The organism is Sulfitobacter sp. R18_1, assembly GCF_017743915.1.
GTDB lineage: Bacteria > Pseudomonadota > Alphaproteobacteria > Rhodobacterales > Rhodobacteraceae > Sulfitobacter > Sulfitobacter faviae.
The window spans coordinates 98,062-110,983 of the sequence record NZ_JAGHRG010000009.1; the positions used below are offsets into that span (position 1 = coordinate 98,062).

Below are 12,922 nucleotides of genomic sequence, written 5' to 3' on the forward strand. Positions count from 1 at the left end.
ACTCTCCTATTTGCCCTTCGCGCGGCCCAGCTTATCGGCCTTGACCGCGTCGCGTTGGCCCATTGGCTCATCGGGGCCGGTGGTGCTGTCCTTGCGGGTCTGGGCCTCCATCTCGGAGTTAAACTCAGCCCCCAGAAGCACGATGAAGGCCGAGATCCAAAGCCACATCAGCAGGATGATCGCCCCGGCCATACTGCCGAAACTTTCGTTGTAGCTGCCGAAGTTGCTGACGTAGATCGAAAACCCGACGGAGGCGACGATCCACAGGATGCAGGCGATGATGGAGCCGGGGGTGAGCCATTTCCACTCCGCATCGTCACGGGCAGGGCCGTAGCGGTAGAGCACGGCCAGTGCGAGCGCGGTAAGTGCGGCCAGCAGCACCCAGCTGCCATAGGTGAGCAGCGTCTCGACCCAATCCGGCAGGGCGAGAAAGGCGACCACTGCCGGCACGGCCAACGTGGCCGCAAGGCCCAAGAGCAGCACGCCGATCAACATGAGGGTGAGGCCAAGCGTCCAGATCAGTTTGGAGACGAAACCGCGGGTCTCATCCTCGTCATAGGCGACGTTTAGACCCTCCATCAGACTGCCCACGCCTTTGGACGCGGAGTAGAGCGCGAGGGCCAGACCGATCAAGAAGGCCCAGCCCAGACCGGTTTCTTCCGACCCCGTCACAGCGACGGCTTGGTCGAGGATGATATTGGCGGCTTCTTCGGGAATGAGGTTGGTCAGGGATTCAAGCTGCGCGGTGACCTGAGCGGGCTCCATCACCAATCCGGCGAGAGCCATCAGGGCGGTCACGGCAGGGAAAATCGCCAGCAGCGCGTAAAAGGCGACACCAGCGGCGACAAGCGACACATGATCGGCGGCGATCTCATCCTTGACCCGCAACAGGATGTCTTTCCATCCGGGTGCCGGTATCTCCATCGGCGTTTCCGCTTTCCGTCCGCGCGCCATATCTGGTCCTTTGACTTTGAATTCGTAACGTAAAATATGCCCGCCCCCGAGGTCGGGAGCGGGCGTGGCTTGGCTTAGCTCTTCACGTCGCCGAGCTTTTGCTTATCGGCTTCGCTTTTAGCCGCATCTGCAACGCGCTGACCGCTTTCCTTAGCCTTTTTCACGGCGGCATCGGCGGCGGTCTCTTCGTCGGCGGCGGCATCGGCATTGTCTTTGGTCTCTTTCAAGACTTTGCCTGCCTCATCCGTCGCGGCCTTGGCGACCTTGCCCAGCTTGTCACGCTCTTCCGCGTAGATACGCTCGGCTTCGTTAAAGAGCGCATCGCTGTGCTCGCCCATATAGGCGTCTTCGGTGCGGCTGCGGGGCAGGGCGGCGCCGATTGCGGCACCCACTGCGAGGGCCAGGGCACCGGCAACCATCGGATGCTCTTCGAACATGTCCGACGCACGCTCACTGCCCTGACGGGCATAGCGCCCGCTGGCGTTCCACGCATCCACGGCGCGGGCACGGGCCATCACGATGCGTTCACGCGCTTCGGCGGTCATGTTTTCAGTGCCTTCCGACAAACGGTCCCGCATGGCATGTGCACGCTCATTGGCGGCATTGGCGCTGTCGCGCACGCTGTGGGCCGCGCCGCTGGCGGTGCTGCGGATGCTGTCCACGGCGGAACGTGTGCCATAGGACGCGCGGTCACGGGCATAGCGGGCACCGCTGGCAACCGAGGACCCGGCAGAGCGGGCACGACCAGCAGCCGAGCTTGCAGCGTCTTTGACGCTACCGGCGGCGGAGCCTGCGGCACCGGACACACCACTCGCGGCGGAGCCTGCGGCCCCCTTTACGCTACCAGCGGCAGAGCGGGCACGATCGCCGAAGCCGCGGCCATCATCGTCGTCGTGATGGACGTCACGGGCCCAAGCGGGCACATCATCGGCAGCGCCGCGTTCGGAGCCATAGCTTGTGGCATAGGCGCTCGCAGGGGCAGAGGAACGACGCGCGTCGCGCACGGCGGGGCGGTTTTCGGTATTGGTCACCGGCACCGGCACGGGATGTGCGCGGTCGCGGTCCAGACCTTCGTAGCCCCGGCGGTCACGGCTGTTGCCGCTGCCGAACATCATCCACGCAAGGCCCGCACCTGTCAGCGCCAATGCGACCGGGTTGCGCTTGGCCGCGTCAGAGATGGAGCGACCCCAGTCGCCTCCATGCTCGCGGAACTGGTCAGAGAACTGACGCGCGATGCCTTCGACCGAAAAGCGGTCTTGCAGATCGTCCAGCGTATCGGCCAGACCGGCACGCTCCCGCTCGATTTCGCGTTCAATTTCTTCGGGGTTTCTGGAGTCATTTGTCATCGTAGACCTCCTTCATGGTCTCTGCGTCACGCTTGACGTTTTTGGCGGTGCGGCTCGGTGCAAGGCTGCTGAGCTTCAGATCATTGGAGCCTTTCTGGATCATCACATAGGCGACGATGGCCAAAAGAACGCCCACGATCACGGCGGACCAACCAGCGGCGATGCCAGCTTCGGTCAGGGCAGCCACGAGGGCGGCGCTCAACACGTTCAGTGCAGTCAGGGCCACAACCACGGCGCCAACGATCAGACCAATGGCCACGCCCGCATGTTTCAGGTTCTCATTCACTTCGGCGCGGGCCAGATCGACCTCTTTGCGCATCAGCGAACTGACATGGGACAGTGCTTCGGTCAGCAGGCTCCCGGCGGATTTATTGCTTTCGGTGGTCATACTTTATCTCCTGTAACGACGTTGGGCGCGGCAGGCTGAGTTGTCGGCTGAGCGGCGGTGCGGCCGGGCACGGTGCTGGCAGCACCAGTGGGCGGCGTGCCGGTCATGGGGCGGTCGATGCGGTCGTCGTCGTCATATTCGACGCCGGTGCCGCCGTAGCCGCCCTGAGGCCGATCGCTGGAGGCTTTGGCGAAACGGGTCGCCACGAAGCCCAGAAGGGCGGCGCCACCGAGGAAGACCATCGGGTTGCGCTTGGCGAAACCGTTCAGGTCGCCCATCATCTCGCCCAGATCTTTGTCGCGCATTGTGTCTGAGACATCGGCAAGGCCATCGGCGAGTTGGCTAAAGCTGCGCTCCTGCGGGGAGCCGCTGCGCAGCTCATCGGCTGCGGTGCGCAGTGCGGATGCGACGCCTTTGACTTCGTCGGCGGCGGTGTCACGCGCTTGGTAGGCATAGTTGGTGGCTTCGGCGGACACGGTGTCGGCCACGTCGCGGGCCTGTGCTTTGGCGGATTCAGCGGCGTTGCTCGCGGCAGCGGCGGCTTTGTCTTTTGCAGCGGTCGCCTGCTCTTTGGCGGCGGCGCTTTGGGTCTGTGTGGTGTTGTTGTCGGGCATGGTGACCTCCTTTAAAATACGAGATTCAGGATCGCGAGAACGACCACGATCAGGCCGATGAGGTAGAAAATTCCGTGCATGGGTCCCTCCATTTGTCTGCAGCAATTATCTTATCTACAGTCCAACGACTGACGCCGCGGGGGGTTCCCCCCGGGGGGGCAAAAGATTGCAAGGAACCCTTTGGCAGGCCGAAATTAAATGGGCCGCGGGGGGTGCTGCGCGTCAAATGCAAACGACGCGCCCCGGGTGGGACGCGCCGCCGCTTAACTTAGGATAAATGGGCTGTTAGCCGTCGATGCGGCTGGCCATGATGGCGATGGCCTTTTGGTACACGCCCGCCGCGTTCCACGCTTGGATCACGCGGAAGTTCGGCTGTCCCTCTTGATAGCCCGCCCCCGGCTGCCAGCCTTTCTGGCGCAGGAAATTGGCGGTAGAGGCCAGTGCATCGACCTGATTGTAGAAATCGACCCGACCGTCGCCGTTGCCGTCAACGCCATAGCGCAGCGCGTTGCCGGGCAGGAATTGCGTGTGGCCCAATTCACCATGTTTGGCGCCTTGGGTGTTAGAGGTAATGGCCCCGCGGTCGACCAGTTTCAGCGCGCCAATGGCATGGGGCACGAAAAAGTCGGAGCGGCGGCAATCATAGGCCAGCGTGGTGATGGCCGAGACAACAGCGCTATTGCCCATGAAACCGCCAAAGCCCGTCTCCATCCCGTGGATCGCCAGCAGGACACCGGCAGGCACGCCATAGCGCTGCTCAAGCGCGTTATAGAGCCCGGCGTTGCGCGCTTTGCGTTTGCGGCCTTGGGCCACGATCGTATCCGCGCCGCGCACCTGCATGAACTTGGACAGGGAGTATTTGAAGGATTTCTGATTCCGGTCGGCGGCGATGGTGCCATTGGCGTAGCGCGCGCTTGCCAATGCGTCCAAGCCGCGCTGGCCAACGCCTGCGGCGCGGGCCTCTTGGGCGAAAGCGCCTTTCCATGCCTCAAAGCCATTGGCCGTATTGCCGCATTGCGCGGCCAAAGTCGGCGCGGCCATGAAGGTGCAGATGGCCGCGGTGGTGGTGAAAAGTGTTTTGAACATGAGATTGACCCTCTGCGTCTGTGTGCCGAGCAGAGGTTAGCCCATATGGGCAACGGTTCAACTCACTTGGCGACCGAAAGGGAAAATCTTTGGCCCTCAGCGGGGCAGTAGGGCGCGGATATATTCAAGGGCGGTGCCAGCCCAGAGATTGACCTGCGGCGCGCTGTCTTGGGCGAAGCTGGCCCCGCCAAAGAGCAGGCCGACGGTCACCAGAAAGCCCAGCCCTTTGCGGCTGTGCTTGGCGCGGCGCTGCTTGCCACGCGCCTGTTTTGCGCGCTGTTCGATGCGGTGCAGCCGCTCGTTAAAGGTCGTCGTGGAAATCGCCATCTATCCGCTTCCTTAGCCCGGTCTTGGTAAAGAGTGCTTAAGCGCTGTGGCTCTTTTATGGCGATGGTGGGGCGCGGGGGGGTCAGCCGCCCAGAAAATAGGACGCGCCTGCAAAAGCCGCGATCCCGGCGCCGATAAAGCCCAGCAGCATGAGCAGCCCGTCGCGATAGAGCAGCGCCAGCCCGAAGATGGAAATCACGATCATCGGCGCGGAGGTGGCGAAGGGCACAACTTCAAGCGGGGGGACGAAAAAGCACAGGCAAAGGATGACGACACAGGCAACCTTTTGACCAGTGGCGCCCGCGATGCGCGACAGCCGGGCCTGTAGCTTGTCGTCGATCCATTGTGAGACGGGCCGCAGCCATTCGACGGATTTCAGCACCTTGTCGGTATCCAATGTGCGCTTGCGCAGCCAGTTCGGGGCCCAGAAATGCTCATACCCCAGCAGCATCCGCAGGGCGAGCAGCCCCACCAGAAGGGCCAGCGCAGTGGGAAAGCCGGGAATACCGCCGAGGGGGGTAAGCTCCATCAGCGGCAGCACGGCAAGGGCGGGGCCATAGCCGCGCTGGTCGAGCGCGTCGATCAATTGGCCAACTTCAACGGTCTCTTTCCCCTCGGAGGCGTCCTTCAACTCATCGACAACATCCGTCAGCGCCGTTGAATCATCGGCCATGATGCGCACCCTTTTCTTGCTGCTCTGCCAAGCCAACGCGGCAAGGCAGGCTCTGTTCCGGGGGGTGCCACGCAAAAGGGCGCGGAATGAACCGCGCCCTTTCGAATTTCTCTCGCCGTCCCGTGGGGACGAACGTCGGATCAGCAGCTGTAGTACATGCCGAATTCAACGGGGTGCGGGGTCTGTTCGAATTTCAGAACTTCTTCCATCTTCAACCCGATATAGCCTTCGATCTGGTCGCGGGTGAACACGTCACCGGCCAGCAGATAGTCCATGTCGTTGGACAGCTCGTCCAGCGCTTCGCGCAGCGAACCGGCCACTGTCGGGATGTCCGCCAGCTCTTCCGCGGGCAGGTCATAGAGGTTCTTGTCCATCGCCTCGCCCGGGTCGATCTTGTTCTTGATGCCGTCAAGGCCGGCCATCAAGAGGGCCGAGAACGCCAGATAGGGGTTCGCCGCCGGATCGGGGAAACGGGCCTCAACGCGCTTGGCTTTGGGGCTTTCGGTCCACGGGATACGCACGCAGCCCGAACGGTTACGCGCGGAGTAGGCGCGCAGAACCGGCGCTTCGAAACCCGGGATCAGACGCTTGTAGCTGTTGGTCGTCGGGTTGGTGAAAGCGTTGAGCGATTTGGCGTGGGCCAGAATACCGCCGATGAACCACAGTGCCTCTTGGCTGAGGTCGGCGTATTTGTCGCCTGCAAACAGCGGCTTGCCGTCTTTCCAGATCGACATGTTCACGTGCATGCCCGACCCGTTGTCGCCAAAGACCGGCTTCGGCATGAAGGTCGCCGATTTGCCATAGGCGTGGGCCACGTTGTGGATCACGTATTTGTACTTCTGGATTTCATCCGCCTGTTTGGTCAGCTCACCAAAAATCAGACCCAGCTCGTGCTGGCAGGAGGCAACCTCGTGGTGGTGCTTGTCGACCTTCATGCCAAGGCGCTTCATGGTCGAGAGCATTTCGGCGCGCAGGTCTTGCGCTTCGTCCACCGGGTTCACCGGGAAGTAGCCGCCTTTGAGGCCCGGGCGGTGGCCCATGTTGCCCATCTCATAGTCGGTGTCGGTGTTCCACGAGCCGTCGGATGCGTCAACTTCGTAGGATACCTTATTGACTTCGTTCGAGAATTTGACGTTGTCAAAGAGGAAGAACTCAGCCTCGGGGCCAAAGTAGGCGTTGTCGCCAATGCCGGAGGAACGCAGATACGCTTCGGCCTTTTCCGCGGTGCCACGGGGGTCACGCTCATAGCTTTCGCCGGTGTCGGGCTCAACGATGGAGCAGTGCAGGCAGATGGTGGTTTCGGCATAGAAGGGGTCGACATAGGCGGTGCTGACGTCGGGCATCAGCTTCATGTCGGAGGCTTCGATGCTTTTCCAACCTGCGATGGAAGAGCCGTCGAACATGAAGCCTTCTTCGAGGAAGTCTTCGTCGACCAGATCGCTCACGATGGTAACGTGCTGCAAGGCGCCGCGGGTGTCGGTAAAGCGGATGTCGACATATTCGATGCCTTCATCTTTGATTTTGCTCAGGAATTCCTGGGTATCCATCGTGTAGGTCCTTTATGGTCTATTCGTAGTCTGGGCCCGAGGGCCGTTGTCAAAGCGCGTCTGAACCGGATTCACCGGTACGGATGCGAATTGTTTGTTCAACAGGGGAAACGAAGATTTTGCCGTCACCGATTTTCTCCGTCTTGGCGGCGTCGACGATGGCCTCGATAGCGGCATCGACCTGATCGTCATCCAATACCACTTCGACCTTCACTTTGGGAAGGAAATCTACAACATACTCCGCACCGCGATAGAGCTCGGTGTGGCCTTTCTGGCGGCCGAAGCCTTTCACTTCAATCACACTCAGACCTTGAACACCCACGTCTTGGAGGGCTTCTTTGACTTCGTCGAGTTTGAACGGCTTGATGATGGCTTCGATCTTTTTCATGGTAATCCCCTGACAATTCCCGCGCATTTATGCTCTGGTTTCGACAGAGCATCCCGCCCGCGTAACGTCCAGCGCCGGGCAGGGGGTAACATGGCGCGGCGGATGCATTTGCCAAGGGGCGCTGAGAATTTGCGCAACGCGCCTAAAAAATAAGCATTCGTGAATCGGCTCCGGGCTGTACCTTTGGGCGGCAGTTGCTAGATCCCTTCGCATGCGTATTTCCGAGATCACCCGCGAGAGCCTGAACGTCGATTTACTGCGCAAAGAGCCGGGGCATAAATATGACCACGGCCATGCGCTCGTCCTATCCGGCGGGCCGGGCCAGACCGGGGCCGCGCGTATGGCGGCGCGCGGGGCGCTGCGGATCGGGGCAGGGGCCGTGACCTTGGGCGTGCCGCCCGCCGCGCAGCTTGAAGCGGCGATGCAACTCACGGCGGTCATGCTGCAGCGGATACCGGATGGCGCGGCATTGTCCGAAACGCTCGAAGACAGCCGGATCAACGCGCTCTGCCTCGGGCCAGCCTTGGGATTGGGCGCGCGCGCAGCGGGGCTCGTCAAAGCAGCCCTCGCCGCGCCGCATGTCGTGTTGGACGCCGATGCAATCACCCTGCTGTCGCAAGATGCGGATCTGCGCGACGCCCTGCACGACGGCTGCGTTCTGACGCCTCATATGGGGGAGTTCGCCCGGCTCGCCCCAGATCTGGCCGAGGCAGCGAAGGCTGAGGGTGAGGGGGCCAAGGCGCAGGCCGCGCGCGAGGCTGCCGCGCGGTTCGGTTGCGTGGTCCTGTTGAAAGGCCCGGAGACGATCATCGCCACGCCCGAGGGGGAGGTGCGGCGCCACCATGCGACCCAAGACCGGGCAACCCCTTGGCTGGCCACCGCTGGGGCGGGCGATGTCTTGGCGGGGCTTATCACCGGGCTGCTCGCGCGGGGGATCGCCCCGGTCGAAGCAGCCTCCACCGCGGCATGGATACATGCCGAGGCAGCGCTGCTGCATGGGCCGGGGCTGATCGCCGAGGACCTGCCCGATCTGATGCCGCAGGTGCTGCGGGACTTGGGGGTTTAGGCCGCGTGCAAAACCGCGCCGCGTGCGCGGGCGGCATCGGCGGTGCCAAGCTCCAGCCCGTCGGCATAGATCACATGCGGGCCGTCGCAGAATATCTGGATCAGGGTCGTCTCTTCCTCCCCCAAATCGGTGATGAATTCATCGTCGACCAAAGCCCGCGCCGCGACCAAGGCGCGTTCGGAATTGAAAAGCGCCCGCGCGCGCCAATCCCGCACCAGCACCATCTGATCCCCGGCAAGCGCGACGTCCCGTTCGGGCCGTGTGTGGCCCAATGAGCCCGCCGCCAGCGCGATGCGCCGCACGCTACGGGTTGTGCGTTGAATATGAAGGATTTTTGCAAAGCCACTGTCGCGCGTAATGACACGATCCCCGACCGAGAGATACTCAACCGGGATTTCACCATCCAGCGTCAGAATAAGGGCGCCCTGCACAAGACCGGTGTCCAGCGCAGCGAATGGGGAAAACTGCCCCCCATGGCGATCTTTGCCGCCTACGCACCCGACCGTATTCGGTTTCATGGGCGTCTCTTTCTATTGTACCTGCCTCAGGTATCACCAACCATATGCAAACATCCGGTTAATGTCTTGTGCTTTTTTGCTCTCGCATTTGCCGCGCGGGTTTGCTAATCAGCGCGGGCACCGGTTGGTGCAGTGCGGGTGTGGCGGAATTGGTAGACGCACCAGATTTAGGTTCTGGCGCCTATGGCGTGGGGGTTCGAGTCCCTTCACCCGCACCACTTTCCCCTCTAAATGACGGATATTGCAGGCTTCTCGCGGATGCTTTCGTTCAGCCCAGAACCGTCAACCAAAGCCATACCGTCAAGATCGAACTGCCCGTCGCGATCAGCACCGAGCTTGCCGCGACACGGCGCGCGCGGCCGTACATATTGGCGAAAATATAGGCGTTGAACCCCGGTGCCATGGCCGCCGTTAGCACGCCGGACCGAAATCCCGCCTGCGGCAGGTCAAACATGGTGCCAAAGCTCCAGACCAGCGCGGGATGTACCAAGAGGGCGATGGCGCAGACCATGAGGATCGCTTTCATGTCGCCTTCGGGCTTGTATTGCAGCAGCACCCCGCCAAGCGCAAAGAGGGCGGCAGGCAGAGCGGCGCGGACAATGAGCGACAGCGCGTCATCCACCACACCGGGGATCGGCAAGCCGCTGAGGTTGACGGCAAATCCCCCAAGGATGGCGATCACCAGCGCGTTGCGAAACATCGCCCGGCTGACGTTGCGCAGCAGCGACAGGCCCGATTGCCCGCGGTTGCGCACGAATTCCATTACCGTGATGCCCAAACCATAGCAAAAGGGCGCGTGGAACGACAGGATCGCATAGTTCCCGGCCAGCGCCTCGGGCCCATAAGCGCGTTCGGTGATCGGCAGGCCCAGAAGGATCGAGTTCGAGAACAGGCAGCAAAATCCGATCGCCACGCTGTCCTCCCAATCGCGGCGAAAGAGCACCCGCGCGCCGAGGATGCCAAGTGCAAAGCACAGCGCCGCCCCGCCGTAGAAACTGCTCAGAAGACGTGGGTCATAGCTGCTGGAAAGGTCAATGCGGGCAATGGCTTGGAACAACAGGCAGGGGATGGCGAAGTTCTGGGTGAATTTCATCACCCCGTCGATGCCAGAGACGGGGAAGAGCCCGCGCCAGACCGCAACATAACCAAAGCCGATGACCAGAAAGACCGGCAGAATGACGTCTAAAAGAGTTTGCACTTGAAAGGGGCCTTATGGGGTGCGGCGGGGGCGCCGACCCTCAGGCCCGCGCCCGGCGCTGCCTAGTCTGAATGGGGAAGGGGGAAATGAAGGGTCAGCCCGTCATAGGCCGGTTGAATGTGATCCGGCGTCTCTGCGGCGACGGTGTGGTAATCAAGGTCGTTGTGCATATTGGTCAGGACCGCCGTCTGCGGCGCCACCCGGTCGATCCAGCCAAGGGTCTGCGCCAGATGGCTATGGGTCGGATGCGGCTCCCGCCGCAGGGCGTCGACGATCCAGCAGCGCAGGTTGTCCATCATCGGCCAGCAGTCCTCGGGGATGGCCGAGACATCGGGCAGATAGACGATATCGTCAAAGCGAAAACCGAGCGCGTCAATATTGCCATGGGTGACGGTGAAGGGGTTGAACTTCAGGGTGCCACCCGGGCCGTCGATGCTGACCTCGCCGGTGATCTCATGCATGTCGAGAATGGGCGGGTAGCTTGACCATTCGGGCTGCACGAAGGCATAGCCAAACCGTTCGATCAGCGCGTCCCGGGTGGGCGCATCGGCCCAGACCGGCAACCGCGCGCGCATATTCATCACCACCATGCGCAAATCGTCCAGCCCGTGAACGTGATCTGCGTGGGAATGGGTGTAGATCACCGCATCGAGCCGCCCGATGCCTGCGTCCAACAGTTGGCTGCGCATGTCGGGGGAGGTGTCGATCAAGACGGTGGTCGTGCCTGCCTCCGTCACCCGCTCCACAAGGATCGAGCAGCGGCGGCGGGCGTTCTTAGGCTCATTCGGGTCGCAAGCGCCCCAATGGCCGCCGATCCGCGGAACCCCGCCGGAGGAGCCGCAGCCCAATATGGTCACCCGCAGGTCAGCCATCAGCGCGCAGGCTCCCAAGCGGCGGCTTTCGCGAAGAGACGCTCGAAATTCTCCTGCGTGCGGGCCGCGAAATCGGCGTAGTCGAGGCCGAAGGTCTCTGCCGCGCTGCGGGCGGTATGGGCGGTAAAGGCAGGCTCATTCGGTTTGCCGCGATGCGGCGGCGGGGCGAGATAGGGCGCATCGGTTTCCACCAAGATACGGTCGAGCGGGGCGGCGGCGAAAATATCACGCAGGTCTTGCGATTTGGGGAAGGCGGTGATGCCGGACATCGACAGGTAGAACCCCAGATCAAGCGCGGCACGGGCCAGCGCAGCGGAGGAGGAGAAACAATGCATGACGCAGCTATAGGCGCCATTCGCATGTTCCTCGCGCAGGATGCGGGCCATGTCGTCATCCGCATCGCGGGCATGGATGATCAGCGGCAAGCCACTTTCCCGCGCCGCCGCGATATGGATGCGCAGAGAGGTCTTTTGCACCTCGGCACTCTCGGCGGTGTAGTGGTAGTCGAGGCCCGTCTCGCCAATGCCGACCATCTTGGGGTGCTGGGTCAGGGCGAGGAGTTCGTCGACCGAGGTGAGCGGCTCTTCGGCAGCGGACATCGGGTGGGTGCCTGCGGCGTAGAACACCGGCTCATGCGCCTCGGCAATGGCCCGCACGCTCGGCTCGTTCTTTAGCCGGGTGCAGATGGTGACCATGCGGGTAACGCCAGCCTCCGCCGCGCGGGCGATGACGCCGGGCAGGTCTTCTTGCAGGCTCTCGAAATCGAGGTGGCAGTGGCTGTCGGTGATCTGGGGCGTGTCGGTCATGCTGTCCTTTCGGCTATCTTGGCGCCGTCTGGCCTATCTGCCGCAGGGTATCTAGGACCAGCGCGGCAGGGTCAAGGTTCACCGCCAGCCCGTGACGGGCGCGGTCGGATATCTGCTGCGCCGCGTCGGCCCATGCGCGCCCCTGTGCGGGGCTGGGCGAAAGGCGTTGCAGCACGGCAATCTCATCGGCGCAGGCGGGCTGCGCGGGCGGCGCACCGGTGGCGCCGGTGCGGGCCAGACGCACCAGCAGCAGGTCCAGCAGAGTAAAGAGGAGGTCGAGTTTCGCCTCCCCCCCGCGCTGTGCTGCGGCTTCGGCCAGTTTGATGGCGCGGCCCCGGTCGAGTTGCGGCAGCGAAGAGAGCAGCCCGACGAGATCGGCATAGGTTTTCACCCCGCCCATCAGCGACAGGCGCAGCGCCCCGCCGACCGACCCGCCGGAAAGCTCGGCCAGGGCGGCGGGATCGTCCTCGACCTCCACACCCGAGCCGGCCAGCGCCTCGGCCATCTGACCCGCGTTGAGCGTGCCGAGCCGTAGGGTGCGGCAGCGCGAGCGGATGGTGGGCAACAGGCTGGAGGGTTGGTGGCTGAGCAGCAACAGGACGGCGCGCTCGGGCGGTTCCTCCAGCATCTTGAGCAGCGCGTTGGCGGCATTGGGGTTCATCTCATCCGCGTCGTCGATGATGACCACGCGGCGGCCCCCATCGGCGGCGGACATCTGGAAAAAACCGTTCAGCGCGCGGATGTCATCGACGACGATCTGCTTGCGCATTTTCTTGGTGTCGGGGTTCAGCGTGCGGGTGACGGATTTCAGCCCCGCCTCGGCCCCGGCGGCGACGCGGCGGGCGACCGGGTGGTCGGGGTCGATCTCAAGCGTCTCGGCCGGGGGCAGGTCGAACATCCCGCCATCGGGGTCGGGGGTCGCCAAAAGAAACCGCGCGATGCGCCATGCCAGCGTCGCCTTGCCCACACCGCGCGGGCCGGTCAGCATCCATGCGTGATGCAATTTGCCGCTGTTGAAAGCGTCGAGAAAGGCAGCCTCGGCGGCGCTTTGGCCGATCAGTTTCGGCGTGTCGCGCGGGTGGCGGGCACCTTCCACACGGTCTGGCTGGGGGGCGTCGTCTGTCATGGCCTCGGTCTAG

Annotated in this window: 15 protein-coding genes and 1 tRNA gene; 2 read left to right on the plus strand and 14 right to left on the minus strand. The window is 63.0% G+C overall.

All coding sequences use genetic code 11. The features are described 5' to 3' along the window. Positions 1-6: 6 nt before the first annotated feature. From J7392_RS17300 to J7392_RS17340, 9 genes are all read right to left on the minus strand, one after another. Positions 7-954: a YihY/virulence factor BrkB family protein gene (locus tag J7392_RS17300; RefSeq protein ID WP_209218670.1), complete on the minus strand. Its 948-nt coding sequence runs from the start codon at positions 952-954 to the stop codon at positions 7-9. 74 nt (positions 955-1,028) lie between these two features. Then, entirely contained in the window at positions 1,029-2,300 is a 1,272-nt protein-coding gene (locus J7392_RS17305; RefSeq protein WP_209218671.1) for a DUF3618 domain-containing protein, read from the minus strand. Continuing rightward, positions 2,290-2,688, minus strand: a complete 399-nt coding sequence (locus J7392_RS17310; protein ID WP_209218672.1) for a phage holin family protein — start codon at positions 2,686-2,688, stop codon at positions 2,290-2,292. The genes J7392_RS17305 and J7392_RS17310 overlap by 11 nt, the downstream gene beginning before the upstream one ends. Then, positions 2,685-3,302: a hypothetical protein gene (locus J7392_RS17315; RefSeq protein WP_209218673.1), complete on the minus strand. Its 618-nt coding sequence runs from the start codon at positions 3,300-3,302 to the stop codon at positions 2,685-2,687. The genes J7392_RS17310 and J7392_RS17315 overlap by 4 nt, the downstream gene beginning before the upstream one ends. A 285-nt stretch (positions 3,303-3,587) precedes the next feature. After that, a complete protein-coding gene (locus tag J7392_RS17320; protein ID WP_209218780.1) occupies positions 3,588-4,343 on the minus strand; it encodes a lytic murein transglycosylase in 756 nt (251 codons plus the stop codon). 141 nt (positions 4,344-4,484) lie between these two features. Then, entirely contained in the window at positions 4,485-4,715 is a 231-nt protein-coding gene (locus J7392_RS17325; RefSeq protein ID WP_209218674.1) for a hypothetical protein, read from the minus strand. Between the two features lie 82 nt (positions 4,716-4,797). Next, complete coding sequence (locus tag J7392_RS17330) at positions 4,798-5,388, minus strand: exopolysaccharide biosynthesis protein (RefSeq protein ID WP_209218675.1); 591 nt, start codon at positions 5,386-5,388, stop codon at positions 4,798-4,800. Positions 5,389-5,528: 140 nt separating this feature from the next. After that, a complete protein-coding gene (gene glnA, locus J7392_RS17335; protein ID WP_168613076.1) occupies positions 5,529-6,935 on the minus strand; it encodes a type I glutamate--ammonia ligase in 1,407 nt (468 codons plus the stop codon). A 49-nt stretch (positions 6,936-6,984) separates the two neighbouring features. Next, positions 6,985-7,323 (minus strand): P-II family nitrogen regulator, encoded by a 339-nt coding sequence (locus tag J7392_RS17340; RefSeq protein WP_067266338.1) that lies wholly within the window; start codon positions 7,321-7,323, stop codon positions 6,985-6,987. Between the two features lie 211 nt (positions 7,324-7,534). On the opposite strand from J7392_RS17340, the gene J7392_RS17345 reads away from it, so the two are divergent. Then, positions 7,535-8,389: an NAD(P)H-hydrate dehydratase gene (locus J7392_RS17345; RefSeq protein ID WP_209218676.1), complete on the plus strand. Its 855-nt coding sequence runs from the start codon at positions 7,535-7,537 to the stop codon at positions 8,387-8,389. Here the strand turns inward: J7392_RS17345 and J7392_RS17350 are convergent. Next, positions 8,386-8,907, minus strand: a complete 522-nt coding sequence (locus J7392_RS17350; RefSeq protein WP_067266333.1) for a Hint domain-containing protein — start codon at positions 8,905-8,907, stop codon at positions 8,386-8,388. The two genes, J7392_RS17345 and J7392_RS17350, sit on opposite strands and share 4 nt — an antisense overlap. A gap of 134 nt (positions 8,908-9,041) precedes the next feature. Between J7392_RS17350 and J7392_RS17355 the strand changes: the two genes are divergently transcribed. After that, positions 9,042-9,125 (plus strand) — tRNA-Leu (locus J7392_RS17355). 50 nt (positions 9,126-9,175) lie between these two features. Here J7392_RS17355 and J7392_RS17360 read toward each other — a convergent pair. The 4 genes from J7392_RS17360 to J7392_RS17375 form a co-directional block, all read right to left on the minus strand. Further along, positions 9,176-10,105 (minus strand): AEC family transporter, encoded by a 930-nt coding sequence (locus J7392_RS17360; protein ID WP_067939491.1) that lies wholly within the window; start codon positions 10,103-10,105, stop codon positions 9,176-9,178. 62 nt (positions 10,106-10,167) lie between these two features. After that, a complete protein-coding gene (locus J7392_RS17365; protein WP_209218677.1) occupies positions 10,168-10,977 on the minus strand; it encodes an MBL fold metallo-hydrolase in 810 nt (269 codons plus the stop codon). Further along, entirely contained in the window at positions 10,977-11,783 is an 807-nt protein-coding gene (locus tag J7392_RS17370) for a TatD family hydrolase (protein WP_209218678.1), read from the minus strand. The genes J7392_RS17365 and J7392_RS17370 overlap by 1 nt, the downstream gene beginning before the upstream one ends. A gap of 13 nt (positions 11,784-11,796) precedes the next feature. Further along, on the minus strand, positions 11,797-12,909 hold the full coding sequence (locus J7392_RS17375; RefSeq protein ID WP_209218679.1) for a DNA polymerase III subunit delta': 1,113 nt from the start codon (positions 12,907-12,909) through the stop codon (positions 11,797-11,799). Between the last annotated feature and the right edge of the window lie 13 nt (positions 12,910-12,922).

Bases quoted from the DNA above. Each gene is read 5' to 3' on its own strand.
- glnA (WP_168613076.1), bottom strand. From the start codon at position 6,935: ATGGATACCCAGGAATTCCTGAGCAAAATCAAAGATGAAGGCATCGAA.
- J7392_RS17350 (WP_067266333.1), bottom strand. From the start codon at position 8,907: ATGAAACCGAATACGGTCGGGTGCGTAGGCGGCAAAGATCGCCATGGG.
- J7392_RS17375 (WP_209218679.1), bottom strand. From the start codon at position 12,909: ATGACAGACGACGCCCCCCAGCCAGACCGTGTGGAAGGTGCCCGCCAC.
- J7392_RS17310 (WP_209218672.1), bottom strand. From the start codon at position 2,688: ATGACCACCGAAAGCAATAAATCCGCCGGGAGCCTGCTGACCGAAGCA.
- J7392_RS17300 (WP_209218670.1), bottom strand. From the start codon at position 954: ATGGCGCGCGGACGGAAAGCGGAAACGCCGATGGAGATACCGGCACCC.
- J7392_RS17370 (WP_209218678.1), bottom strand. From the start codon at position 11,783: ATGACCGACACGCCCCAGATCACCGACAGCCACTGCCACCTCGATTTC.
- J7392_RS17305 (WP_209218671.1), bottom strand. From the start codon at position 2,300: ATGACAAATGACTCCAGAAACCCCGAAGAAATTGAACGCGAAATCGAG.
- J7392_RS17345 (WP_209218676.1), top strand. From the start codon at position 7,535: ATGCGTATTTCCGAGATCACCCGCGAGAGCCTGAACGTCGATTTACTG.
- J7392_RS17325 (WP_209218674.1), bottom strand. From the start codon at position 4,715: ATGGCGATTTCCACGACGACCTTTAACGAGCGGCTGCACCGCATCGAA.
- J7392_RS17365 (WP_209218677.1), bottom strand. From the start codon at position 10,977: ATGGCTGACCTGCGGGTGACCATATTGGGCTGCGGCTCCTCCGGCGGG.
- J7392_RS17315 (WP_209218673.1), bottom strand. From the start codon at position 3,302: ATGCCCGACAACAACACCACACAGACCCAAAGCGCCGCCGCCAAAGAG.
- J7392_RS17330 (WP_209218675.1), bottom strand. From the start codon at position 5,388: ATGGCCGATGATTCAACGGCGCTGACGGATGTTGTCGATGAGTTGAAG.
- J7392_RS17340 (WP_067266338.1), bottom strand. From the start codon at position 7,323: ATGAAAAAGATCGAAGCCATCATCAAGCCGTTCAAACTCGACGAAGTC.
- J7392_RS17320 (WP_209218780.1), bottom strand. From the start codon at position 4,343: ATGGCCGCGCCGACTTTGGCCGCGCAATGCGGCAATACGGCCAATGGC.